General features: G+C 33.9%; 26 protein-coding genes. 7 read left to right on the plus strand and 19 right to left on the minus strand.

The annotated features are described in order from the left end of the window. The first annotated feature begins 1 nt into the window (after window position 1). A complete protein-coding gene (locus tag IGL37_RS07820) occupies window positions 2-304 on the plus strand; it encodes a PTS fructose transporter subunit IIB (protein WP_002357185.1) in 303 nt (100 codons plus the stop codon). Between the two features lie 94 nt (window positions 305-398). After that, the gene (locus tag IGL37_RS07825; RefSeq protein WP_033917904.1) at window positions 399-1802 is read left to right on the plus strand and encodes a PTS galactitol transporter subunit IIC; all 1404 of its coding nucleotides are present in this window, start codon (window positions 399-401) and stop codon (window positions 1800-1802) included. A 40-nt stretch (window positions 1803-1842) separates the two neighbouring features. Here IGL37_RS07825 and IGL37_RS07830 read toward each other — a convergent pair whose 3' ends face one another. The 3 genes from IGL37_RS07830 to yqeK form a co-directional block, all read right to left on the minus strand. Further along, on the minus strand, window positions 1843-2595 hold the full coding sequence (locus IGL37_RS07830) for a DeoR/GlpR family DNA-binding transcription regulator (protein WP_002362011.1): 753 nt from the start codon (window positions 2593-2595) through the stop codon (window positions 1843-1845). 335 nt (window positions 2596-2930) lie between these two features. Further along, window positions 2931-3923 carry a DUF4767 domain-containing protein gene (locus tag IGL37_RS07835; protein WP_002371949.1) on the minus strand — a complete coding sequence of 331 codons (993 nt, stop codon included), beginning with the start codon at window positions 3921-3923 and terminating at the stop codon, window positions 2931-2933. A 90-nt stretch (window positions 3924-4013) separates the two neighbouring features. After that, window positions 4014-4592: a bis(5'-nucleosyl)-tetraphosphatase (symmetrical) YqeK gene (gene yqeK / locus IGL37_RS07840; RefSeq protein ID WP_002385850.1), complete on the minus strand. Its 579-nt coding sequence runs from the start codon at window positions 4590-4592 to the stop codon at window positions 4014-4016. A 223-nt stretch (window positions 4593-4815) separates the two neighbouring features. Here yqeK and IGL37_RS07845 point away from each other — a divergent pair, with 223 nt between their 5' ends. Continuing rightward, complete coding sequence (locus IGL37_RS07845; RefSeq protein ID WP_002371950.1) at window positions 4816-5721, plus strand: polysaccharide deacetylase family protein; 906 nt, start codon at window positions 4816-4818, stop codon at window positions 5719-5721. 402 nt (window positions 5722-6123) lie between these two features. On the opposite strand, the gene IGL37_RS07850 is transcribed toward IGL37_RS07845, so the two are convergent. From IGL37_RS07850 to rpmF, 3 genes are read right to left on the minus strand one after another with little or no spacing between them, the layout of a single operon-like run. Next, window positions 6124-6528, minus strand: a complete 405-nt coding sequence (locus IGL37_RS07850; RefSeq protein WP_002371952.1) for a NusG domain II-containing protein — start codon at window positions 6526-6528, stop codon at window positions 6124-6126. Window positions 6529-6585: 57 nt separating this feature from the next. Continuing rightward, the gene (locus tag IGL37_RS07855; RefSeq protein WP_002394546.1) at window positions 6586-6963 is read right to left on the minus strand and encodes a hypothetical protein; all 378 of its coding nucleotides are present in this window, start codon (window positions 6961-6963) and stop codon (window positions 6586-6588) included. A 21-nt stretch (window positions 6964-6984) separates the two neighbouring features. Then, complete coding sequence (gene rpmF, locus IGL37_RS07860) at window positions 6985-7158, minus strand: 50S ribosomal protein L32 (protein WP_002371955.1); 174 nt, start codon at window positions 7156-7158, stop codon at window positions 6985-6987. A 482-nt stretch (window positions 7159-7640) separates the two neighbouring features. On the opposite strand from rpmF, the gene IGL37_RS07865 reads away from it, so the two are divergent. Next, complete coding sequence (locus IGL37_RS07865) at window positions 7641-8582, plus strand: hypothetical protein (RefSeq protein WP_010709519.1); 942 nt, start codon at window positions 7641-7643, stop codon at window positions 8580-8582. Between the two features lie 419 nt (window positions 8583-9001). Here the strand turns inward: IGL37_RS07865 and IGL37_RS07870 are convergent, their stop codons facing one another. The 13 genes from IGL37_RS07870 to IGL37_RS07930 all read right to left on the minus strand — a co-directional run bounded on the left by IGL37_RS07870 (window position 9002) and on the right by IGL37_RS07930 (window position 20560). Next, entirely contained in the window at window positions 9002-9208 is a 207-nt protein-coding gene (locus IGL37_RS07870; RefSeq protein ID WP_002371958.1) for a hypothetical protein, read from the minus strand. A gap of 523 nt (window positions 9209-9731) precedes the next feature. Next, window positions 9732-10262, minus strand: coding sequence for a C39 family peptidase (locus tag IGL37_RS07875; RefSeq protein WP_002371960.1), 531 nt, complete (start codon window positions 10260-10262; stop codon window positions 9732-9734). A gap of 171 nt (window positions 10263-10433) precedes the next feature. Next, on the minus strand, window positions 10434-11465 hold the full coding sequence (locus IGL37_RS07880) for a M23 family metallopeptidase (protein WP_002391269.1): 1032 nt from the start codon (window positions 11463-11465) through the stop codon (window positions 10434-10436). A 250-nt stretch (window positions 11466-11715) separates the two neighbouring features. Continuing rightward, complete coding sequence (locus tag IGL37_RS07885) at window positions 11716-11913, minus strand: hypothetical protein (RefSeq protein ID WP_002371962.1); 198 nt, start codon at window positions 11911-11913, stop codon at window positions 11716-11718. Window positions 11914-12269: 356 nt separating this feature from the next. Continuing rightward, window positions 12270-12452 carry a hypothetical protein gene (locus IGL37_RS07890; protein WP_002371963.1) on the minus strand — a complete coding sequence of 61 codons (183 nt, stop codon included), beginning with the start codon at window positions 12450-12452 and terminating at the stop codon, window positions 12270-12272. A 287-nt stretch (window positions 12453-12739) separates the two neighbouring features. Beyond that, entirely contained in the window at window positions 12740-14236 is a 1497-nt protein-coding gene (locus IGL37_RS07895; RefSeq protein ID WP_002371964.1) for a C47 family peptidase, read from the minus strand. 17 nt (window positions 14237-14253) lie between these two features. Beyond that, window positions 14254-14892: a C47 family peptidase gene (locus IGL37_RS07900; RefSeq protein WP_002371966.1), complete on the minus strand. Its 639-nt coding sequence runs from the start codon at window positions 14890-14892 to the stop codon at window positions 14254-14256. 650 nt (window positions 14893-15542) lie between these two features. After that, the gene (locus IGL37_RS07905) at window positions 15543-16235 is read right to left on the minus strand and encodes a hypothetical protein (protein WP_002391270.1); all 693 of its coding nucleotides are present in this window, start codon (window positions 16233-16235) and stop codon (window positions 15543-15545) included. 54 nt (window positions 16236-16289) lie between these two features. Further along, window positions 16290-16508 carry a hypothetical protein gene (locus IGL37_RS07910; RefSeq protein WP_002371972.1) on the minus strand — a complete coding sequence of 73 codons (219 nt, stop codon included), beginning with the start codon at window positions 16506-16508 and terminating at the stop codon, window positions 16290-16292. An 837-nt stretch (window positions 16509-17345) separates the two neighbouring features. Then, entirely contained in the window at window positions 17346-17693 is a 348-nt protein-coding gene (gene rplS, locus IGL37_RS07915) for a 50S ribosomal protein L19 (protein WP_002357176.1), read from the minus strand. A 143-nt stretch (window positions 17694-17836) separates the two neighbouring features. Then, on the minus strand, window positions 17837-18577 hold the full coding sequence (gene trmD, locus IGL37_RS07920) for a tRNA (guanosine(37)-N1)-methyltransferase TrmD (protein ID WP_002381776.1): 741 nt from the start codon (window positions 18575-18577) through the stop codon (window positions 17837-17839). Next, window positions 18567-19091 (minus strand): ribosome maturation factor RimM, encoded by a 525-nt coding sequence (gene rimM, locus IGL37_RS07925; protein WP_002362017.1) that lies wholly within the window; start codon window positions 19089-19091, stop codon window positions 18567-18569. Before rimM ends, trmD begins: the two co-directional genes overlap by 11 nt. A gap of 107 nt (window positions 19092-19198) precedes the next feature. Next, entirely contained in the window at window positions 19199-20560 is a 1362-nt protein-coding gene (locus tag IGL37_RS07930; protein ID WP_002360069.1) for an Nramp family divalent metal transporter, read from the minus strand. A gap of 196 nt (window positions 20561-20756) precedes the next feature. Between IGL37_RS07930 and IGL37_RS07935 the strand changes: the two genes are divergently transcribed. From IGL37_RS07935 to IGL37_RS07945, 3 genes are all read left to right on the plus strand, one after another. Beyond that, window positions 20757-21131: a VOC family protein gene (locus tag IGL37_RS07935; RefSeq protein ID WP_002381774.1), complete on the plus strand. Its 375-nt coding sequence runs from the start codon at window positions 20757-20759 to the stop codon at window positions 21129-21131. 221 nt (window positions 21132-21352) lie between these two features. After that, a complete protein-coding gene (locus tag IGL37_RS07940; RefSeq protein ID WP_002383106.1) occupies window positions 21353-21961 on the plus strand; it encodes a TVP38/TMEM64 family protein in 609 nt (202 codons plus the stop codon). A gap of 100 nt (window positions 21962-22061) precedes the next feature. Then, window positions 22062-23864: a glycerophosphoryl diester phosphodiesterase membrane domain-containing protein gene (locus IGL37_RS07945; RefSeq protein WP_033917903.1), complete on the plus strand. Its 1803-nt coding sequence runs from the start codon at window positions 22062-22064 to the stop codon at window positions 23862-23864. The last annotated feature ends 3 nt before the right edge of the window (window positions 23865-23867 follow it).

Raw genomic sequence — 23867 nt, forward strand, 5'->3', positions numbered from 1 at the left:
CATGATTAAAATTTTAGCTGCATGTGGGGCTGGGGTAAACTCTAGCCATCAAATCAAATCTGCATTAGAAACAGAATTATCTAAAAGAGGCTACCAAGTTTCTTGCGATGCCGTAATGATTAAAGATATCAATCAAGAGATGCTATCCCACTATGATATTTTCGCCCAAATCGCCAAAACAGATTTGGGTTTCCCAATCACGATTCCTGTAGTTGATGCAGGCGCAATTCTTTATCGAATTCCAGCAATGGCTGAACCTGTTTATCAACAAATGGAAAGTATCATTCACTCTTTAAACAAATGATTTCCTTTTCAGACTAATTACTTACGCTTCACTGTCAACAATAACAAAACTAAGATAAAAATTTTGTTATCTTAGCTTATGAAGGAGAAAATAAATGAATACGATTATTGACCTAGCAAATACAATTTTTAAACCTTTAATTGATTTAGGTGCTGCTCCTTTAATGACTATTGTTTTAACACTGATTGCCCTTTGTTTTAAGGTAAAACCCACTCGCGCATTAGAAGGTGGTCTTAAACTAGGAATTGCTTTAACTGGTATCAGTGCTATTATAGGAATTTTAACTACTGCTTTCTCAGATGCAATGGCCTCTTTCGTAGAACGTACAGGAATTTCTTTAAATATTACCGATGTTGGTTGGGCACCTTTAGCCACCATCACTTGGGGATCTCCTTACACCCTTTACTTTCTTTTAATTATGGTGATTGTCAATGTCATTATGTTAATTCTAAACAAAACAAACACATTAGATGTGGATATTTTCGACATTTGGCATCTATCGATTGTTGGTTTATTTGCTATTTTTTGTGGCGCAAACTTAATAATTGCAACAATCTTAGTTATTTTCATAGGAGTTTTAAAAATTATCAATTCTGACTTAATGAAACCAACGTTTAACGATTTACTTAACGCCCCAGATACCAATCCTATGACTACCACGCATATGAACTATATGATGAACCCAATCATTATGGTTTTTGATAAAATTTTTGATAAGCTTTTTCCTTGGTTAGACAAATACGATTTTGACGCTGCCAAATTGAATAGTAAAATTGGCTTTTGGGGATCAAAATTTGCCATCGGGATTTACTTAGGGATTTTTGTGGGTCTTTTAGCTGGCCAAACACCCACGCAAATTTTTTCTCTATCCTTTACGGCTGCAGTCTGTTTGGAACTATTCTCTTTAATTGGAACTTGGTTTATCGCTGCAGTTGAGCCTTTATCACAAGGTATCACTGATTTTGCTTCGAATAAATTAAAAGGGCGTACACTTAATATTGGTTTAGATTGGCCTTTCTTAGCTGGTCGTGCTGAAATCTGGGCAGCAGCTAACGTATTGGCTCCAATTATGCTATTAGAAGCCATTGTCCTACCTGGCAATAAACTTTTACCACTTGGCGGAATTATTGCAATGGGTGTAACCCCTGCTCTACTAGTAGTTACAAGAGGTAAACTCATCCGAATGATTATCATTGGAGCAATCGAATTACCTTTGTTCTTATGGTCTGGTACCCTAATTGCACCGTTCGTTACCGAAACCGCAAAAAAAGTTGGCGCTTTCCCAGCGGGTCTAAATAATAATACTTTAATTTCACATACTACCATGGAAGGGCCAATGGAAAAATTCTTAGGATACTTAGTCGGCAATGCATCACAAGGTCAAATCGAATTTATTTTATACGCATGTCTGGCGCTAGTCGCCTATCTACTGATTTTCATTTGGTATGCAAAACAAATGAAGAAGCGAAATATTATTTATGCTCAAAAAGCTCAATAAGGGAAACTAAAAAGAAGAGGTGCATCTGCACCTCTTCTTTTTAGTAGATCACCCTGACAACTTTTTCCAATACTTTAGATGTGTCAAATTTATCTTTATTTGTAACTACCGCTGTCACTTCTTCTAATTGATAAAAAGAATAAAAATCCTGTTTCTCTACTTTAGAAGTATCCATTAACAAATATTTTTCTATTGAGTTATCTAATGCAATTGCTTGTGTTTGTCCTTCTTCAATAGTGGCTGTCATAATTTTATTATCTTTTAACGCATTGCAACTAAAAAATGCTTTATGGAAATGCATTTCTTCTAATGCTTTATTAGCGATTTCACCAAAAAAAGATTTAGTTAAAAGTCGCATTTCTCCACCAACCAAATAAATGGTCAACGCATTCTTTTTTTTACTTAACGTTTCAAACACAGGCAAACAGTTTGTTACTACTCTTAAATGTTTAAATTCCATTGCCTCGGCCAAAAGTTCAATAGTTGTTCCTGGTCCTAGGAAGATAGTTTCTTCTTCGTGAATTAAACTTAATGCTTTTTGGACAATTTCTTTTTTTTCAACACTATTAATAATTTGTTTATCATCATGAGACAGTTCATGTGGACGATATGTATTTAAACTGCTAGCTCCTCCATGTACTCGTTTTAAACGCCCCGCTGCTTCTAATTCTGTCAAATCTCTACGAACAGTCATATCCGAAACATTTAATCGTTCCATAATTTCAGTAACTTTGATTGCCCCTTTTTGATCTACTAGAGAGACTATCGCATTTAATCTTTCTTCTTTTAGCATTTTCATCGCTCCATTGTTAGTATATCTTTTATTCTACGATAAAATACTTACTATGAATACTAAAACATTTCTCCATTTATTTTAACATGAACGACGATTCGTAAAAAAATGACAATTTAGCCTATCTTTATATAAACAGATATCACTTCAACGATTGATTCAGATCTATTTGAGCCTAGTCAAATAGAGATCTAGCATAAAAACTTCCCAGAAAAACATCCCCTACTCTGAGCACCTCTATCCAAAAAAATAGCACATAGGCAAAGGCAGGCTGCTTACCTTTTTATAAGTAACCTGCCTTTGCCTATGTTTAAGTAAACGACGTATTTCCCCTATTACTGATTCAAAGTCCTTAAAACTTTATAATCACTGTTTTTCACGAGTAAAACGCTACTTGGGTTATCGGGATAAGCAGCATTGCCATCAAATGATACAACAACAGTATTCGTACCAACTTTCGTGAATTGTGTGTATGAGCCCCCAGCACCGCCCACGTTGGCAAAATGTAATGTCAACGTGTCGCCTTTTGTTTCTACCTCGCGCCAATTTGCCCGCTGATAGTTATGCCAGTCAATTTGAGTTGAAATTTCGTTTGCCGTGTTTTTATACATTCCTTCGTAAAAATCAATCGCTTCCTCTTTTGAAGACCACGGATTGACTGAAATATTTGGGATTTGTTCTTTAGTAATTGACGGGGCACCTACAATTTTTTCAAAGCCAGCCCTCAACTCTGCATTATCTGTTGCTCCAAAATACAGATAGCCATAAGGATCTCCTTGATTTTGCATCGTCACTAAAACTAAGGGATGATTGTTAACGATGGTGAATAAATACAAATGCTTTTGCATTTCTGGTTGCGTTTCTGCATCAGAGTAAACAGCAACTAACGCATATCCATCCTTCACTTGTCCATTTTCAGACCATTCTAAATAAATAGGATGCTGACCAATCGCTGGCTGCATAGTAACATTTCCTACTAGACCATCAGGCGCTTGGACGCCATTAAAATTGATTGAATTTCCTGGTGTATATTCTTTATACGTTTGGTTCATCCGTTGCCCCCAATCAGCCATAAATTGTTGTAACTGTGCTTTTTTTTGCACAGACCACAACTGATTTTCAGTTTTAGTAGAAGCAGAAGAATTACTTTGAGTCGTACTAGATTTTGACTCCGTGCTTATTTGACTTGCTTGGCTGTTGTTAACGGTAGCAGGTGCTTTCATTTCTGATGTTGCTGTCGGCTTGCTTGCAGTGCTGTCACCATTTTTGTTGGAAGAACATCCTGATAAAATACTCAATAAAAGACCTATCAAGATTATTTTTTTCATTGGGAATCCCTTCTTTCTGACAAGAATACTGTACTACTTTTCCCCTTTTCTCACCAGCAAAACTCGACTAAAAACGGCTATGTTTATTTGTTATTTAATTATCAAATTAAGTTGATTGTAAGCATCCCATAACCAAGGATGCACAACTTTAATATCGTGTTTCAAAATATAATCAATATAGAAATATGCGGCATTTTCTAAAGAACAATTTAAAGCTTGTAATAAACCATCTAAGTATGGTGGTTTACCTTCTTGATCCCACTTTATTTTATCAGCGACAAACAAAACTAAATCTATGTCCGAATAGTTTTTCTTCAATGTTGTATGGCATTCAATAGCTGATAAAATTTCATTGTCTTCAATACCAAAATCCATTTTCGCAATAGACTTAGAAATTTTTTGATGAATTATCATTGGAAAGGCCATTTCTGCTTCGTTTAATTCAATCCCATATTTTTGTGCGACACTAATTCTCTGATTATTTGGATAAATCGCAGAGATATCGTGTAAATATCCTGCAATACTTACTTTTTCTGGACTAGTTAAATATTTTTCACCAAGTTGATAGGCATACTCTCCAACTTCCATACAATGATAATACGTCTTCTCACAGTTTTTACTCACTAAATATTGTTTAATTTCATTTTTCAACACCTGTTGATGATCCATTTCCACAGCCCTTTCTCATTCCGATTACTCTTCTAGATAAATAAAGTATACTCCTTTCATCCTCTAGCAACCTTTTATTTTTTATTAAATAAACAACTAACTAAATTGAAAAAATTGAAACTTTTTGGTCCTCAAATTCGTCTATAACTAATAGGACGTTCAATTTTGTATAACGTGGAGGTGTATTTTTTGACTTTTTCATTAACCAAAGAGGAGTGAAAGTATGCGACATAAAAAAAGAAAATTCAAAATAAACGGGTATGTATTATTTAGTGCGTTAATCCTCATTGTTCTTGTTTTCATTCAAACGTTCCTATTAACTCAACCCAAGATAACAAGTAAAAATGATGATACTACGCAGACATCGACTAAAAATTCAACTGCAAAAAAAGATTCCCCGACCAAGTTAGAAAAGGAATCAACACACATGACTATTTCATCAAAAAAATATGCTTACTCAGCAGACAAAATCAGAAAATATATAACTGGAGAAGAACCTTACAAAGGTGAAAAATTAGTATTCTTAACCTTTGATGATGGCGTTAATAATCAAATAACCCCACAAGTCCTAGATACATTAAAAAAGTATAACGTCCACGCAACTTTTTTTCTTGTAGGAAATACCCTAACTTCCGAAAATCAAAAGATAGTGAAACGCGAAGTTGCAGAAGGACATTCAATAGGCTTTCATAGTTCAACTCATGATTATGCAACGTTATATCCAAACGGGATTGTCAACACTGAAGAAATACAAGCGGAAATAGCGGACATGGAGAACTCTCTTAAAAAAATATTGGGCGAAACATTTCAAACAACTCTCTGGCGATACCCAGGAGGTCATATGTCATGGGGAGGTACAGAAAAATCTGATGAATTATTCAAACAACTTGGCATCCATTGGATTGACTGGAATGCGATGGTTGGAGATGCGGAGCCGTTAGACAGACAGCCTACTACAGTCGCAGAAATGCTCGCTTTCCATCAACATTCACTTGAGGTTTATCCGGATTATAATATTAGAGTAGTCTTAATGCATGATTCAGTAGACAAGGAATTAACAAAACAAGCATTGCCACAATTAATAGAGTTTTATCAAGCAAATGGTTATCAATTTGGCGTGTTATATTAGAGCAACTTGGAGCACTAAAGGAAGTATTTCTGGTCTTAGTCAATGTTGATTTTCTGCTTATAATGGCGAGCCTTATGGAAGCATCATTAATGCGTTTACGAATCTTGGCGTTAGTTGATAGTTAAGTTGTTTTAGAAATATATTCATTCGAAGTTATTTTTTTGTCTTGGCGTAACTAAAACATACTCCTCACGGAAAGGCCTGATAAATTTTTATTTAGTTATCAAAGGACGTAAGTAGGAAAATTAGGAGTTATTTTCTGTTTCATATCTATAACAACTTCTTCACTATACGCTTTATAAATTCTGAATAATAATTTTACTCACTTGATTTTCTTCTTTAATTACTTTTTTAAAATAAATCCAACAAATCCTTTTTTAGCATACATGCTAAAAAAGGATTTTAGTAAATATAATAATCCTTAGAATATTGTTGAACAATTTCTAAAATGAATCTGTGAGGAATACAGATACTAGTTTGCCCTGGTTCTGATATCCATCCTGTTTTCACCGCAATTTGATCTGGACTATTATCTTTTTTTACACGAACGTGCCCATTTTTAACTTCTATAGTATTATATTGCCCTTTTGATGGATAATATGTTTTGATAAATTCTTTTGAATCATCTAAATTTATACGCTCAATCTCTTTCCCATCTATCTTGACCACAGCATATTTAGTGTCGTCAAAACTTTTGGAGTTAAATGGCTTATTATGAAAAAAAATAAAATATGGAGAAAAAGAGATAGCTATTAAAAAGATAATAACTATTATGTCTCCTTTTTTCATCAGACCCTTTCTATACATTTTTATTAAGAATTAGTGAACTGTTTTTCCATTTGTTTCTGAACATCTTGTCTTTACTCACCTTTCTTCAAGAAATTGTTGAATTTGAATCCGTACATCATAGTCACAATCTTTGTCATTCAGTAATAATATTAATTCTTCTTTTAAACAAACAGGAACTTCCCAAAAACCATCTATTTTCCGGAAATAATCAGGGTCATAATTTTTAAAAAATGGGTACAATTTTAAAAATTCTTCAAAAGATAAATCATATTCTTCATAAAAGTCTTTAACTAATCCTTTTTTAAGAGCCTCTTCTGTTGGAGTGCCATTTTCATTAATAATATTCTTCATAACCATTATTCTGTATAATTCAGACTTATCATATCTTTCTTGTTCATAATCTTGATAAAATTTAAAGCTCTGTTCCACAAGTGGCGGATAAATAATATTCATTTTCTTCAATACTATTACCTCCTATTTTTTATCCATCACTTTTTTTCCACCATAATAGCCTTTTAAAGATACATGATGACTTTTACGATAATCACCAAGATTCTCATCAAACGAAATTTCAGGTTTTATTAATTTTCCATGTGTTCGACGCAATCTTTTTTTTGATTTCGATGTTCTTCTCGCTGGTACAGCCATATTTATTACCTCCTAAATTATAAACGTTTCTAAAATACTTTCCTAATTTGTAATCAGATTTGAATATTTAAAACATACTATTGATACACTAATAAACCGTAACACGCAATTGTGCATTACAGATAAAAAATACAAATCGTAATGATTACGTTTTAACAACGATATCTTATCAACCTTTTTTTAATTTGTCAATATCTTTATTTACATATTCTTATATATAAATAAATCACCTTCCCAACTTGAGTACTTACTTATATTTACCAAATGCTAATGGATTCAATCTGTAAGCATTTGCTTTCTTGATAATTGTTAACTAAATAAATTTGTACAACAAAAAATTCAATATATGCTGATGTGTGTACTTCACTAATAACAATTTTTATTTCATGCCTTTTTTGCTTGACCAAAACAGTAAAATTAAATATAATTCAAATGTAACTTAATCAGTTACATTAATATCAGGAAAAAGAAAGAGTTTTTTTATGAAAAAAATAGGATTGCTTTTATTCTCTATTGGACTTACTTCTTTGTTATTATCTTCTTGCTCAAATTATAATATGAGAAAAGATAATAACAGTAGCATAAGCACTAAGACTTCTAATGAGGAGGAAAATATAATGTACAAAAAAATACAAGGTATCGATGCTACTTATTTAATAATGAATCCTGATCCCGTGTTTGGCTCTACTGCAACAATTATCGAAAAAAACGGTAAGGGACTTTTAGTAGATACGCAATTTTCAAAAAAGGACGCAGATAAAATTGTCCAACTTGTAAAGTCAAACAATATTGATATTGAAACAATTTATATTTCATATAGTGATCCTGATTATTACTTTGGAACAAATCAAATAAAAAAATCTTTTCCTAAAGCAAATGTAGTAGCCACAGCTTCTACGATTTCACGGATTAAAGACACTTATAAATCAAAATTATCCGTATGGGCAGATACATTAAAGGAGAACGCACCAGACAAAATTATTATTCCAAATGAAATAAAGGAATCAATTAATTTAGAAGACGTAGAGTTTGAAATCTTTGGTAATGATATAAAAAAACAAACACTTTATAATAAAAACGATCAACTATTGGTAGGCGGTATTTTAGTTTCTACTGGTAGCCACTTATTTATGGCTGACACTAAATCTATTGACAGTCAATTACAATGGATAAATGATTTAAGTGAATTAGAATCCTTATCACTAAGAACAGTTATTCCTGGTCATTTTGAAGCTGGAAACCAATTTATGCCCCAAAATATTAAATTTACGAAAGAGTATATTGAAAAATTTATTACAGCTGAGAAAGAGAGCAAAGTAAGCAGTGAAATTATCACTAAAATGAAAAACTATTATCCAAAATTACCAGAAGGAAACCTTGAAATGAGTGCTAAAGTTGTAACCGGTGAAATGGATTGGGAATAACACTTTTAAAGTCACTAAGAATAGAGGGCAAGTTCATCGACGGATGAATTTGTCCTCTATTCTTAGTATATTTTACTTGTTTAGTATCTACTTTATTTGGCACGTTAGTTTGAGAAACTTAAACAGTATAATTCACTCTTTTATTACTTATCTCTGCTTTTATGTAAGACTTAGCTTCAAATGGTTGTGGAACTTTACCTGAAACTTCCCAATTTATTTTCTGATGTTCTCCATTTTACTTTACAAAGTCGGCAGAATACTTATACGAATAACTACCCTCTACCTCATTTCCAAGTGCATCTTTTTGTTACAACTTCTGCAGGAGTTAGTACATAGGTGGTGACGATTTTGTACGTACTATTATAATATTTGTAACCGAAGTATTGTATAAGTTTAGCCTTTTTTGTTCTTTTTCATACTTATACTAATTGTCCATTCAATTTAGCTTTAACAAGAACTATCACTACTCCGATAATTATTAATAGCCAGCCAATAATTGCTAAAGGTTTATTCGTGGTACGGTAAGGATAACCCCAATTCCACCCCCAAACAAATCTTGTTGTCATCATTAAAAGAATCAAGCCAATCGCTGCAATAATACTGCCAATAAGTATTACATAATCCATTTTGGTTCCTCCTCAATTTCTCTTGCTTGAAAATATATTTTACAAAGTACATTTATATAGAAATCTAACTTTTATCTACAAATGAATATAAAAATGCATTGAACTAAAAAACTAATCTAAGGTAACTGTTTATAGAGACTAAGCTTTATATAAATTTAGAAATAATACCTAAAAATAAAAAAATATTTTTGCTGTTTGTTCTTTTGTTTTTGTCTTTTTAAATCTCTTAATTGTTTTAATGACATCTAATATAATAGTTTAAAGCAGAGCCTATAAGTATTAATAACTTGCCTTCAATTGTTTTAACCATTAAACTAATTTCACTATATTAAAAACTGGAGAGATTTTTTTGTTTTACTTTCCTCCTTTGTTTTTTTGTTATGTTTTATAAACACTAAATATACTCATATAAGAAAATACAACAACAGAGTGTACAGAAAGGAAAACTTTTCTGTACACTCTCGTATGACTTTAATTTTAAAGGTGCTTTCATTTATTCCCATATAGTACTGAAAAATAGGACTTAACGAATTACAACTGCAAAATTCCTCTCATTATATATACTTTCAAAGGTATTTTTATTGATCCAATATTTACCGGAAATCGGATCAGATACGTGAACCGTTCCATTTTTTAAATCGTAGCCATCTAATGTCACTGCATGATTATTATTTACCGCTTTACCAAAATCCCATATTCCCCATCGTGCCGGTTGAAATTTTATCGTCACCCAAGCAACAATTGGATTATTATTTTTCACTTCCTCTAGTAATTCATCTAAAGAATGACCTGACATATCTTGTACATCTCCATATACTTTTCCCCATTTTACTAAAGGCACAGGATAGATAGCAGAGTAAGTCCATGAGTTTTCAACAAAAGGACTACCTACAAATCCATCATAAGGATTTCCATTAGGAGAGATAGGAATTGTTTTTAAAAATTTGATTAAGTCCCAATCAGGAATTTTTCCTTTATACTGTAAGCCTTGTAATAGTGAAGCCCCCTCACACCCACTAGGCGCTCCTAAGGCATACTGATCATAATTTTTCACTCCAAGTAAGTTGTAATCTTCAGAAGCAAAAGCATTGGTACCAACTATAAAGAATAAGCCAAGTAAAGGTAGAATAAACGATTTTTTTAGTATAGTAACTGTATTTCTATTTATACTCGTTCACCTCTTTAAAATTTATTAAATGCATAATCCTACTGTCATTTTCTAAATTTAAAATGGATTTGACTGTGAAATACCTATTTGCAAGCGATCCAACGGTTCTCCAAAGATTCCTGCATAACTGTCTAGTCCAGGAATAGAACCATTATCTGCACTTACTTTTAACCAGCCTGATCGTTTCGTAGTTTGTGAACGATAGTAAGCCTGTGATAATTTTTCTCCCTTAGGAGTTATATAGTTTAGCTGAACACCATCAATTGCTTGTCCAGGCATACCTGCCGCTCCATTTACTGTATCGCTCTTATCCCCTTTACTTACCCAAGGCAACCATCCGCTTTGAGCCGTGTGAACACGATATTTCATTTGCCCTTTATCTACCTTTATATAAAGCATATCATGTTGACGATTAGGGTAACCTGCGAAACCATCATTGGTATTGTTAAAGTTGGTTACTTCTGGTAACCATGAACCTCCGAGGACCCGCAATCCGTAACGAACATTTGTTGTGAAATTTTTTGGTCCTGGATTTGGAGGCGTAGGCGTAGATCCTCCTTGAAGTATAGGAATTGGGTTAAACCAAGTGCCATCATCTTTATTCCAAGAAGAATGAGCAGAACGCCATTCTTTTTTTGTCATTCCTAAATGTAAATGACTAGAAGTAAACTTTCCTATCAGCTGTCCTTTTTTAACAGTTTGTCCAGTGCTAACTTTAATATCTCCAACATTTCGGCTAAATTCTTGATAAATCACATTTGTGTTTCCCGCTTGTAGTACAATAAATGCACCTAATGAGCCTCCACCTACAGGATCCCAACCAGCATATAAAATTTTACCATCATGCACAGCATACACACTGCCATTTCCATAAATAGCAGAACCAAAGTCAAACCCATCATGGAAATAAGTACCTCCTCGGTTAAATGCAGTGTTCCCGAATTGTTGTCCTTCTTCATATCTTCCCGCATATGGTTTGCCCAGTGGCCACGACCACTCATTAGAAGCTGCGTTGACAGAATAAGAAGAAAACGCCAAAGAAACAACGATAGATAATACCCCTAGAATAGAAAGTAAAATATTTTTCATAGAAACCCCTCCTAATTAATATTTATTACAAGACTAACGTACTGCGACACACGATTTACAGAGTATCCCCCAATGTTATTGGATTTTAGTCAATTGATCTGATTTTATAGTTAGGCACCAACTTAATGATTCTTTTAAACAAAAAATTTGATTTAACAGTATTTTTAACTAGTACAACAGGTACTTCTAGAACTAATTCATCTAATGCTTCATGAGATAGATTAATAACAACCAGAACCTTAATTGTGATTTATTTTTTTATTTTACTAACATAAAGTCCTATTACAAAAATAATGGTTCCTACAACAGAAATCGCAAAAGAATTTAATAGTACTTTTTGAAAGGCTTCTCCTTTAATTAAAAACCAAATACAAGAGCTTAGTAATATTACAAAGAACGAATATAACACTAAAACCACATCTTTATTTTTCATTAAAACCACATACACCTTCCAAAACTCCAAATTAGTGACGCTGCTGCTGCCGTAGGCAAAAGACCTTTAAAAGCATACTTTGCTACCAACTTAGCTACTTCTGCGGCTGCTTTTCTTTGTAGAAGACCTACAATACCACCACTAAGTAGACCTTGTATAGCAGAAACTCCTAAAGTATCTTGGATGGCTGTGATAGCACATTGCTTGGCATCTGCACGTTTAAATCGCGTTTGTTGAATATCTTCTTTTACTTGATTTTCAAGTTTAGTTAACTCAGCCGCATGACCATATTTAGCATATAAAACATTGAAATTTAAAGATTCGACGTTACCTAAATCATCATAGGTTACTGCATTATCAAAAATGGAATTTCAATCGTTTTCAAATTCTCTAGAGAATTTTTCTTGTTCAACAGTATTCAATGGCTGTCTCTCTAAATTTTCATTCGTAGCAGCATAAACACTTGCACCAGCACTAGCAAATATACTCAATGCCATAAGTAACGTCATTGCCAAACAGAAGAACTTTGATTTTTTAGAAAAAGTAATTTCCATGTTTAAGTCCCTACTTTCTTTTTTTGTTGGTTACAATTATAGCGATATTAAAGATAGTTTGCTATCAAAATCCCTATTTAACGTTTATCCCATCTTAAAAGAACGCAAACTTCTTAGAATTGTGTTTTCTTTTGTTCTTCGCCAGTTCCTTTTAAACATTAAACTGAATTAAATATATAATAGAGACAGTTACTTAGGGGAGAACCATTACTAAAATTTTTCTTACTGATTTTTATTATCTAAAAACACACTCTTTTGAAATTGAGAATTACTTCTGACATGCATGACTACCGAATGTCTTGTTCTAATACCCATTTGTTAATTCCTGAAAGAAAATAGGCTAATTTTGAATTAGAGCGTCTAAAAGGTTTCACTTTTAGAGCGGTATATTGTTTATTTCTTACATTAGTTGGAATTGCTTCTCCAGTTTGATATTGACTAGCTTTTGATAATAAAGTTACTTTTTTATTAAGCAGTGGCGTAGGAAACTCTTTTACATCCTGCTCTAATACCCACTTATTTATCCCCTCTAAATAATAAGCTACCTTAGAACTCGATTGTGAAATGCTTTTTACATCCTTGATAATGTACTCTTTATTTCTTAAATCAGTAGGAATTTTTTCTCCAGTTTGATAGTAAGTAGCTCTTGATAATAAAGTAGCAATTTTACCTTTCATTGCATAATTTATTGGTTCTTTTCTAAAATTAATACCAGAATACTTCCATGAATAAACATTATCATTTAATTTCCAGTTACTCATATCTTTTTGATTAGTTAACATCACTTTTTGCCACCAAGGATTCCAAAAGTAGTAATAAGAATCTAACGTATTATTTTTGGCTATAATATAACCGATGACAGTAACTCCATGTGATTTTGCAGGATTATAATTCTGAGTAACGTTGTCTAAATGAACATACACTGGAGCCTTTTTATCAATTTGTGTTTGAACTTCCGCTGGTGTCAATCGACTATTTTTTATATCCAAAGTATAACCATATTCCTTTTGCATAGTTTGAACGGTATGTGCAAAAGGTTTACTTGTAATATACTTCCCATCTACTAATTCTGCTTCTGAGGCAGTACGAAAAGCTTTTTTGATGAGCGTTTTTGCATTGGTTATGGCTTTCCCTTCAATCGAATTAATCATTGTAGATAACGTATAAAATGCACACCATGGTTCTAATCCTTGCGTTTCTGTAATCATCCAATTAGGGATAATATTTCGATTATACTCTGGAACCGTATCATCAGGTACAGAACGTTTCTTTCTATTAAAGTTGTCTACCGATTGCTTAATATCAACTGCTTGTTCACGAGTTGGTTCTTCTGCAGACAGAAGTTGGTGGCTCTCGCTATCAAGGTTCAAAGAAAAGCTGGTACCTTCTGCTGTAGGTGTTAGTCTATTTAACAGCTCAACAAACTGACTAGAAATCGTTAGCGATGGCGTATTGTTCATTAAAGAAACTTCTAATAAATCATGAATAAGCCCAGATTCTTTATCGATAATAGGAAAATAGGCTGTTTGAGTATCTGTTTCATTAGTTAAAGTAAATGGCTGCCCCAAATAAAAATCATCTGTACTTAAAGGTTCTGTATTTTCCACTACAGACAAGTTCTCAAAATAAAATTGCCAATCTTGCTGTGCATACATCCTCAATTCTGAAGGTACTTCTTTTGTTTGAATGAACAGTGGAGTATTATCACCATCCATTGCTGAAGCATTAATTCCAAACAAAAGGCTTGTTAAAAACAAGCCTATCCCTAAAATGTATTTTTTCACGGTCCTTTCAACCTCTCTTACTTAAGAATAATCATACCTATAAAGGTATAATCTTTTTGCGGTGTATTATTCACTGAAAAATCCGTAACAGTTAACTTATTTTTATTCGTCAACGTAGTCAGGCTAGAAGGATAGATATAGTTCGACATCCAGATACTTGTACTCATAAATGGTTCTTTAATATTTTCACCATCTGGAGCAACGTATACGTATCCATGCGCTACAGCTAATAAATAAGGTTCCATCCAATCGGTTTTGTTTGGTTTATAACATAGTAATACTGGATGATCTTTATCAAGCTCACTCTTCACTTGGTTGAAATTAAGTTCATTCTTCGTTGCATCAAGCCATTCCATATTTACCCCAATAGAAGTGGCATAGCGAATGCAATCTTTAATAGACACAGAAGCATTATTAAATTCTTTGTCTGTCTTTTTTGGATATACAAATTTTAGTATCGTTTTTGCTGTAATATCTTTTCTATTTGTTTTAAAGTTCAACACTTTAGCAAAAGAATGCTCTATTCCTTGTAAATCATAATGTTGATCATTCGTTTCGAAATTAGCCAAACTCTTCATTTCAGGAGCAGCGTTTACCACATAACCTGATCCCACAAAAAGGATTACTAGTAAAATGGTAGAGATAACTTTCTTCATTTAATTCACCTAACAATTCATTTTAAATTTTGAAATACCAACATAAGAAAGTACAACTAGTAAAAATCCAGCCAACACAACTAAAATAGAGGACATATTTATACGCCAATTTCCACTAATGTTATAAGAATTCAGCAGCCCATAGGTTCCTAGTACGACACTTACTAAACCTAATAGAAAAATTATCCCAAAAAAGTGTACACTAACATTCTTAATTTTCTTGAAGAACTACTTGTTTCTCTTGTTTTAAATAAAGTGTATATAATCAAAAACGCAAGAATAATAGAAATTAGTTGAACCATCAATATGTCTCCTTCTTACTAATTAAGTCTAGTATCATACATCTTCATGGAAAATATTTTTTTTATCCATATAACCTTTGTAAGAGATTGCAAATAAAAATATGGATATCAAGATAATTTTAAAATTTTTAAACTCGTCAAAAACAAAGTAAGCATAAAGAAAAGATATACCACCTAAAAAAATACAAGCAATAGAAATATTAAACGAAAATTTAACAAATAAGTAGAATTTATTCTTTATTTTTTCATTCAAAATCCCTATAGTAGCGATAAAAACTGAGACTATAAAGATTATTAGGATTAACCCTATTACAAGGTACATCTTTTTCAATCCTTTCGTAAACTCTATTAAGTTAATTCAATGTAGCCATTATTGGGTATTTTGTCAATAGAATCTAATAATTTTGCAGCCTGCTTTCCAGGACTTAGAATCGCACTAATAATTAATCCAACTGCTTTATCTTGTAAATAGTTTTTCGCGCCTTTTATTCCTAGCTTCTCGCTTTCTTTAATAATTACTGGAATCATTTCTTTCTTTACAAATTTCTTTGCACCTTCTTGACCCAATGCTTTAACCATTGCAGACACTGACCCAAAACCTCCGATAATTAATACAACATTAAGCGCAGTATCTAAAACTGTTCCTAAGACGTCAACAGAAATCAAACCATGTCCAGCATTTCTAGGTTGTATTATAAAACCTTGCATAGCGTTTGATAGATATTGTTTATATTGCTCTCTAGACATCCCATTTGTACTTCCATTTTGTAAAGCAATATCATATTGTAGATCTAAAACTTTGTTATATAATTCTAATTGAACAGGAGTCATATTTTCTTTATTGAATTCGGTTTCAAATAGAGAAACTCCTTTGTATTGATTGGCTAGCGCCTCCATCCGTTGCTCTAACTCTTTTGTTGTAGAATTTACTTGTACATAGTTACTCTCTTCATTTGCGTATACTGTAGCCCCTGTTGTTAATATCGGTGATAATCCTAATAACATTGCAACCCCAGTAGTAATACATATTCTCTTTTTCAATATTATACCTCCTATTAGTAGTTTTCTTCTACTAAAAAAGTATATATTCATCAACTATTTACCGTCACTCAAATTCCTTAAATACACTATATTTCTCCCTATATCGTTAATAATCTGGGAACTTTCCTTTTTTTTGCATTCACTTGTATCTTCTTGAATCATCTTATTCTTTATAATTGAATCAATAGCTGTTTTTCTCGGAAAGCCACACAAGACTTCTTCTAACGCAAGTTCCATTTTCGCTTTTTTTGATTCTTTCTTTTTTACTTTCATGGTACAGTTTCTTTAATTGATTTTTTTCGATTCTATGTCAAGAATTCGAACAAAAAAAACGTGAAACGGAACCATTCTTTTTCAAAACTAAATCTTTCGCTTTTAATGAAGCAGTTTGTGAACGTATTTGTTCTTTCTCGATAAATGAACGTGCGATGTCAATAAGCTCTTCATCTGAATGGTGATTCCATTGATAATGTTGATTTTCTTTCCTATCAATTTTTCTTAATAAGTTATTCCAAGAGCCATATCTTTGAATAATAAACCAGACACTGGGAACTTCTTTGGGAAACTCGTTTAATTTTTCTTGATATTGACTACATGTTTTTATGCTATTTTCTTCGATAAATTGACTAATTTTAAGAAGTAATTAAAGCTCGTTCATATTTTCCAGAATGCCCCTTCTATCTACTTTTTCATAATGTACCTCTAAATAACTATTTGGAACAGTGTGACACAATCCCTTTTTCGTAAAAGGTAATTGTTTTGGTATTTTCTCAAAAGCCCGCTCTTTTTTGCAAGCCTTTGCTCAAAACTGCAAAATTCGGTCAACATTTTGATATTTTTCGGATGACTTCTGCCGTCAATTTTTCTCTGCTATTTGACACTCTTTTGACCACCTTAATCATCAAATTGAGAAAAGCTAGGACAATTTGAGGAAATTTTTGAATCATTGTCCAAAATTTTGATCTTGAGAAAAGCAAAAAGTCCTTGTTAGACAAGGACTTTTCACACTTATGCGACTTCAAAAAAAGTCAATGTTGATTTTCTACTTAATTACACACAAAAACACCCTCTTGTTGAGCAAGAGGGTGTTCGTTTGTCGAATAGTAAAGATTAACGACGGATTTCTTTGATACGAGCTGCTTTTCCGTGTAATGCGCGTAAGTAGTAAAGTTTTGCACGACGTACTTTACCGTAGCGAACCACTTCAATTTGAGCAACACGTGGTGTGTGTAATGGGAATGTACGTTCCACACCAACACCATTTGAAACTTTACGTACTGTGTAAGTTTCGCTGATTCCAGCACCACGGCGTTTAATTACAACACCTTCGAATAACTGGATACGTTCACGAGTACCTTCGACTACTTTCGCATGAACGCGAACAGTGTCACCAGGGCGGAACGCAGGAATATCCGTACGTAATTGTTCTTGTGTTAATTCTTGAATTAATGGATTCATTTTATCCTTCTCCTTATTCCCAAATATTCTTATGGTCACTTCTGCCACAGCGGAATATTGTAATAGTTAGAGCGCATTGCACTCACCAAATTAGTTTACCACAGACAAAATAAGCTGTAAAGAGAATTTTCTTGAAAGTTCCCTTATTTTTGCTCTTCTTGTTTAATTTCCTCTAATAACTTCAACATTTCAGGCGTCATTTCTACTGATTCCAACATGTCAGGTCGACGCAAAAAGGTCCGTCGTAATGATTCTTTTAGTTGCCATTCTGCAATTAATTTATGGTTACCATTCGTTAGCACGGCAGGGACTTCCATATCATTGAAAATAGCAGGTCTGGTATATTGTGGATGCTCTAATAGGCCAGTGGAATGTGAATCCGTTTGTGCAGAAAGATTGTTACCTAAGACATCAGGTAATAAACGGACTGTCGCATCAATCATGACCATTGCGCCTAATTCGCCCCCTGTTAAAACGTAATCCCCCAATGAAACTTCATCTGTGACCATCGTGCGAATTCGCTCATCATAGCCTTCATAATGTCCACAAATAAAAACTAAATGTTCTTCTTGTGAAAATTCCTCGGCCATTTTCTGATTAAACGGTTTTCCTGCTGGATCTAATAAGATGACCCGTTTTGGTTGCTGGTTTGTCTCTTCTTCAATTGCCTTTAGGTTATCATAGATCGGTTGTACTTTTAAAAGCATCCCCGCGCCACCGCCATACGGATAATCATCGACCGTTTGGTGTTTGTTATCTGAAAAATCGCGAAAATTAGAGACATTCAATTCTAATAACTGCTTTTCCCGAGCTTTCCCAATAATTGATTCCCCCATTGGTCCTTCAAACATTCTAGGAAAAAGAGTTAATACATCAATTCTCATCGTCAATCAATCCTTCTGGAATGTCCACATCAATCCGTTGATTTTCGACATCGACTTTTGTAACAACGCCTTCAATATACGGTAAAAGTAAATCTTTTTTCTTTGGTCGTTGGACGACCCACACATCATTCGCACCAGGAGATAAAATTTCTTTAATTTTTCCCAGTTCACTACCGGTTTCATCATAAACAGTGGCACCAATGATTTGGTGATAATAAAATTCGTCCTCTGCCAATTCAGCGAGATTGTCTTTTTCAACTTTTAAAATACCGTCACGATATTTTTCAACATCGTTGATATTTGGATGTCCTTCAAAGCTTAAAATGTCAAAATTCTTATGCTTGCGGTGGGACTTCACGACCAATTCAATTGGTGCTTTTTTCTCTTGAAATAGCAGTAACGTTGCCCCTTTTTGATAACGTTCTTCTGGAAAATCCGTTTTCGAAATGACCCGAACTTCCCCTTTGATTCCTTGTGTGTTCACAATTTTTCCTACATTTAAATAATCTGTCACGTGAAAGCCTCTCTTCCTTGTATTTCATCTTTCCTATTCTACCATTTCTTACGCGCAAATTCTATGAAAAAACAAAGGCCAACTTTTCCAGTCAGCCTTTGTTTTTATTAATTCGTTAAACCAGTTAATGTGCCATAAATTAAAAATAAATTCAATAACGTCAAGGCAATAGCAATAATCCAAGCTAAAAATTTCACCCACGCTGGATTCGCAAATTGGCCCATTAATTTTTTATCACTTGTATACATCGTTAAAGGAATAATCGACACTGGCAAAGCAATACTTAGGAAAACTTGCGTATAAAGTAACAAGTCTTCAACAGCCGTTTCGCTACCGCCATAAATAATGACACAGATAATGACTGGCACAATTGCTAACAAACGAGTTAACACTCGTCTTGCCCACAACGGCATTTTTAAATGGATAAAGCCTTCCATTACAATTTGTCCTGACAGCGTACCTGTAATCGTTGAATTTTGACCCGAAGCCAGTAAAGCAATTGCAAAAAGAATACTTAACACTGGGCTAGCAATATTACCAACAATATCTGGATTTTTCAGAGCATCAAATAAATCAACGAATTTACCTAATTCACTGTTGGTTCCATAAAATAATGCTCCTCCTAAAATTAGCAACAAACAATTTACGACAAAAGCGACAGTTAATTGAATATTTGAATCCCAAGTAGTGAAACGAATTGCTTTGGCTTTCTCAGCATCATCGTTACGATCAAATTTCCGTGCTTGCGCAATGGAAGAATGCAAATATAAGTTATGGGGCATGACTGTCGCTCCAACGATCCCCAAGGCTAAAAATAACATGGATTTATCTGTCGCTATTTTTGTGTCTGGAATAAAACCTCGTAATACTTCACCAACATTTGGATCTGCTAATGCCACTTCATAAGCAAAAACAAAAAAGATGACTGCAATTAAACAAGAAACAATTGCTTCGATTTTGCGAAAGCCTAACTTTGTCAGTAGCAAAAGTAATAAAACATCAAACGTTGTTATCAACACACCAATTAATAATGGAAAACCAAATAATAATTGCAAAGCAACGGCACCACCAATTACCTCAGCGATATCTGTTGCCATTATGGCTAACTCCGTCACCACCCACAAGGCAACGCCCGTTCGTTTACTTGTATGCTCTCTAGTCGCTTGGGCTAAATCCATTCCTGTCACGATTCCTAAGCGCGCAGCCATACTTTGTAGTAACATGGCAACTAAACTAGAAAGCAAAATCACACTAAGTAACGTGTACTTATATTCCGCTCCGCCAGCAATTGACGTAATCCAATTTCCTGGATCCATATAACCAACAGCCACTAAAGCGCCAGGTCCGCTATAGGCTAACAAAGTTCGCCAAAAGCTTGCGTTTTTAGGTACCTCGACGGTATTATTTATCTCTTCTAAACTAGGTCCATTTGCATAATTAAGCATTTTTTCCGTTTTCTTTTCTTTCATCCAACATCCCTCAATCTATCTTGTTCACACATTTCACTTTTAGGTACACCTAAAACTAGTTAACATAATTATAGTCTTCTTATTCTTCGTTGTAAACTGTTACATTTTAATTTTTTAAGCACTTTCGCTATAAATCGTTTGGTTTTTACCAAAAAATCCCTTACACTTATTTTATCATAGATCGGAGGTTATGAGGATGAAGTTAGATATGGTCGGTATTATCGTCAACGATATGACACAAGCACTCTCTTTTTACCAAACGCTAGGTTTTAACGTGCTGGGAGAAGCTTCGCCTGATTACACAGAATTACAAAACAATGGCGTCAGGATTTCTTTAAATTCACTACAAATGATTACTGGTGTCTATGGGTTTGCGCCTAGCCAGCAAGGCGATAAAATCGAACTTGCTTTTCTTTGTGAAACGGCCGCAGAAGTTGATAACACCGTGAAAAAAATGAGCCAAGCTGGTTACATTGTTTTTAAAGAACCTTGGAATGCACCTTGGGGCCAACGATACGCAATCATTAAAGACGTGGATGCAAATTTAATTTCACTCTTTGCCCCTCTATAATATTACTAAAAGATGCACCACTTCCGTTTCTTTAACTCTCTTTCGAAAGATCAGTGCAGAATGGGTCTTAAGTAGGATGTCTTTTCTGTCTCTTTTTTTGTATAATAAACTTATCAAATGATGTGTATCTTACAACTTTGTTCGTTTGCAGAAAGAACAAACGATGTTTTTTATTGATAAAAAGTTATATACTAAAAGTACGATGAGTATAACTAAAGGAGATGAGAAATGTGAGTGTTACCCTATCTAGAAAAATTGTTAATATTATTTCCATTTTGGGCATTGTTGCAACCATAATTGCAACCATCTATTTTATCCGATTAGGTGTCTTCAAGGACATCAATGCACTAAGAGGACTAGTAGGGCAATCTGTCATTCTCGGTCCGATTATTTTCATGTTAATTCAGATTATTCAAGTGGTTATTCCGATTATTCCTGGTGGTGTTAGCTGTGCTGCAGGGGTCTTGATTTTCGGGCCAACAATGGGCTTCGTCTATAATTACGTTGGTATTGCACTTGGCTCTATTATCATTTTCTTATTAGGTCGTAATTATGGGAAACCATTCATTATGAGCCTTGTCAGTGATAAAACATATAACAAGTATATCGGTTGGTTAGACAATGAAAAACGTTTTGAACGATTGTTTGCTTTAGCAATTTTCTTCCCGATTGCACCGGATGATGCGCTTTGTTTAATGGCCGGTTTAACAAAAATGTCTGTGAAAAAATTTACTCTGATTATTCTATTAGCAAAACCTGCTTCTATCTATTTATATAGTCTTGCGTTAATTTATGGCGGTACATTTTTAACTAGCTTACTGGGAATGTAAAATAAATAAAAAAGCGAACGGACTAAATCAAAACTCTGCCTGTGTCAGTTTGATTTAGTCCTTTTATTATGGAATTTTGGTAGAAACTGGGGGACTTTTGATGTTTAGTTATTTTAAAAATAGTATTGTGAATACGCTAGATTTTCTTAAAGGGACAACGGCGTATTTTCGCGATGTGCTCTTGATGCACGGATTTATGTTATTCGTTCTATTGCCTTTATTGACAAGTTTGTCCAAATTGGTACTCAAAGAAGGTGGGATTGATTATATTTCCTACGATAACTTAGGGGCAATTGCTACGCAACATCCCTATGTCCTTTTGACTTTTCTACTAATTGGGCTGTTAATTTTACTGGCGCTCTTTTTTGAATTTACCTTTTTATTGCTTAGTGTTTATTTTATTAAGAAAAAGCAACCAATTACTCTAACGCAATTATTGCACGGCACCTTGCTTCAGATAAAAAAAGTTCGAGGAATTACCTTTCTGTTTTTCCTAGCATATTTCTTTTTGATTTTACCATTAAGTGGGTTAACCTTCCGCTCTTATTTATTAACAAGAGTTAAGATTCCAGCCTTTATCTTAGATTTTATTTTTGCAAATCGCGTCATTATTATTATTGGTTTCGTATTGTTAGAGCTGATTATCTTATATTTAGCGATCCGACTTGCTTTTGCCCTTCCAGAGTTGATTTTACGTGATGTTGGTTTTCGTGAGTCTTTAAAACGTAGTTGGCAAATTACAAAGCGGCGCTTTTTCCAGATTTTAGGACAATTTATTATCATTGGTGGAACTGTTTTAGGGATTTTTACGGCTGGCTATTTCTTGATATTTTTAGGTCAAACCGCAGTCGAAACGTTTAAACCTGAGTGGTCTTTACCTAGCGCTGTCATCGCTATGACACTCCTTCAGGTTATGATGCTCTTAAACTTGGTGTTGTCTAGTGTTGCTATTTTTTACATTATTGTTGATGATATGGAAGATGAAGGGATTTTGCCTGACATGCCAGAATGGTTCACCCCGAAATCAGAGGTTCGGGTAGAATGGACCACCTTCAGAGTCGTTCTTTTTTGTTTGATTGCAATCATCTTCGGAATTGGTGTAGGCACCTATAATACGAATTACCTAAGTCATACACCTGACCGAAAACCGGTTACCATCTCCCATCGTGGTGTCAATGGTAGCAATGGCGTTCAAAACACCTTAGACTCTTTAATCGAGACCAATAAAGCAAAACCTGATTATGTTGAAATGGATATTCAAGAAACCAAAGACCATCAATTTATTGTCATGCACGATTTTAATTTACGGGCGTTAACGGGCGTTAATAAACGACCGAATCAATTAACACTTAAAGAATTAACGAACATGAATGTCACAGAAAATGGTCAAACTGCTAAAATGGTTTCTTTCGATGATTATTTAGCCAAAGCCAATCAATTAAAACAACGTTTATTAATTGAAATCAAAACCACGCCTCAAGATAGCCCTGATTTAGTACAGCGCTTTGTCAAACAATACCGTGAAAATATTTTAGAAAACGGCCATATCCTTCATACCTTAACCTATGATACGGCGATGGCCTTAAAGAAAGAAGAACCACGCTTTTATGTAGGCTACGTTATTCCTTTCAACATTGTGGGACCGCCTAAAATGCCAGTTGACTTTTTTACTATGGAATACAGTACAATGAATCGTAACTTTGTAAATGCCGCTCATCATGATGGGAAAAAGGTTTATGCTTGGACAGCAAATGATGAAGATGTTATGACACGAATGATTTTTTATGGCGTCGATGGCATCATTACCGATCAGCTCAGTCTACTGAACGAAACAATGAAAACCGATTTAGAAAACCCAACATACTCCGATAAACTGTTGAATTTCGCTATTGGAATGGGTTAAAAA

The sequence above is a fragment of the Enterococcus sp. AZ119 genome, assembly GCF_050546175.1.
Lineage (GTDB): Bacteria > Bacillota > Bacilli > Lactobacillales > Enterococcaceae > Enterococcus > Enterococcus faecalis.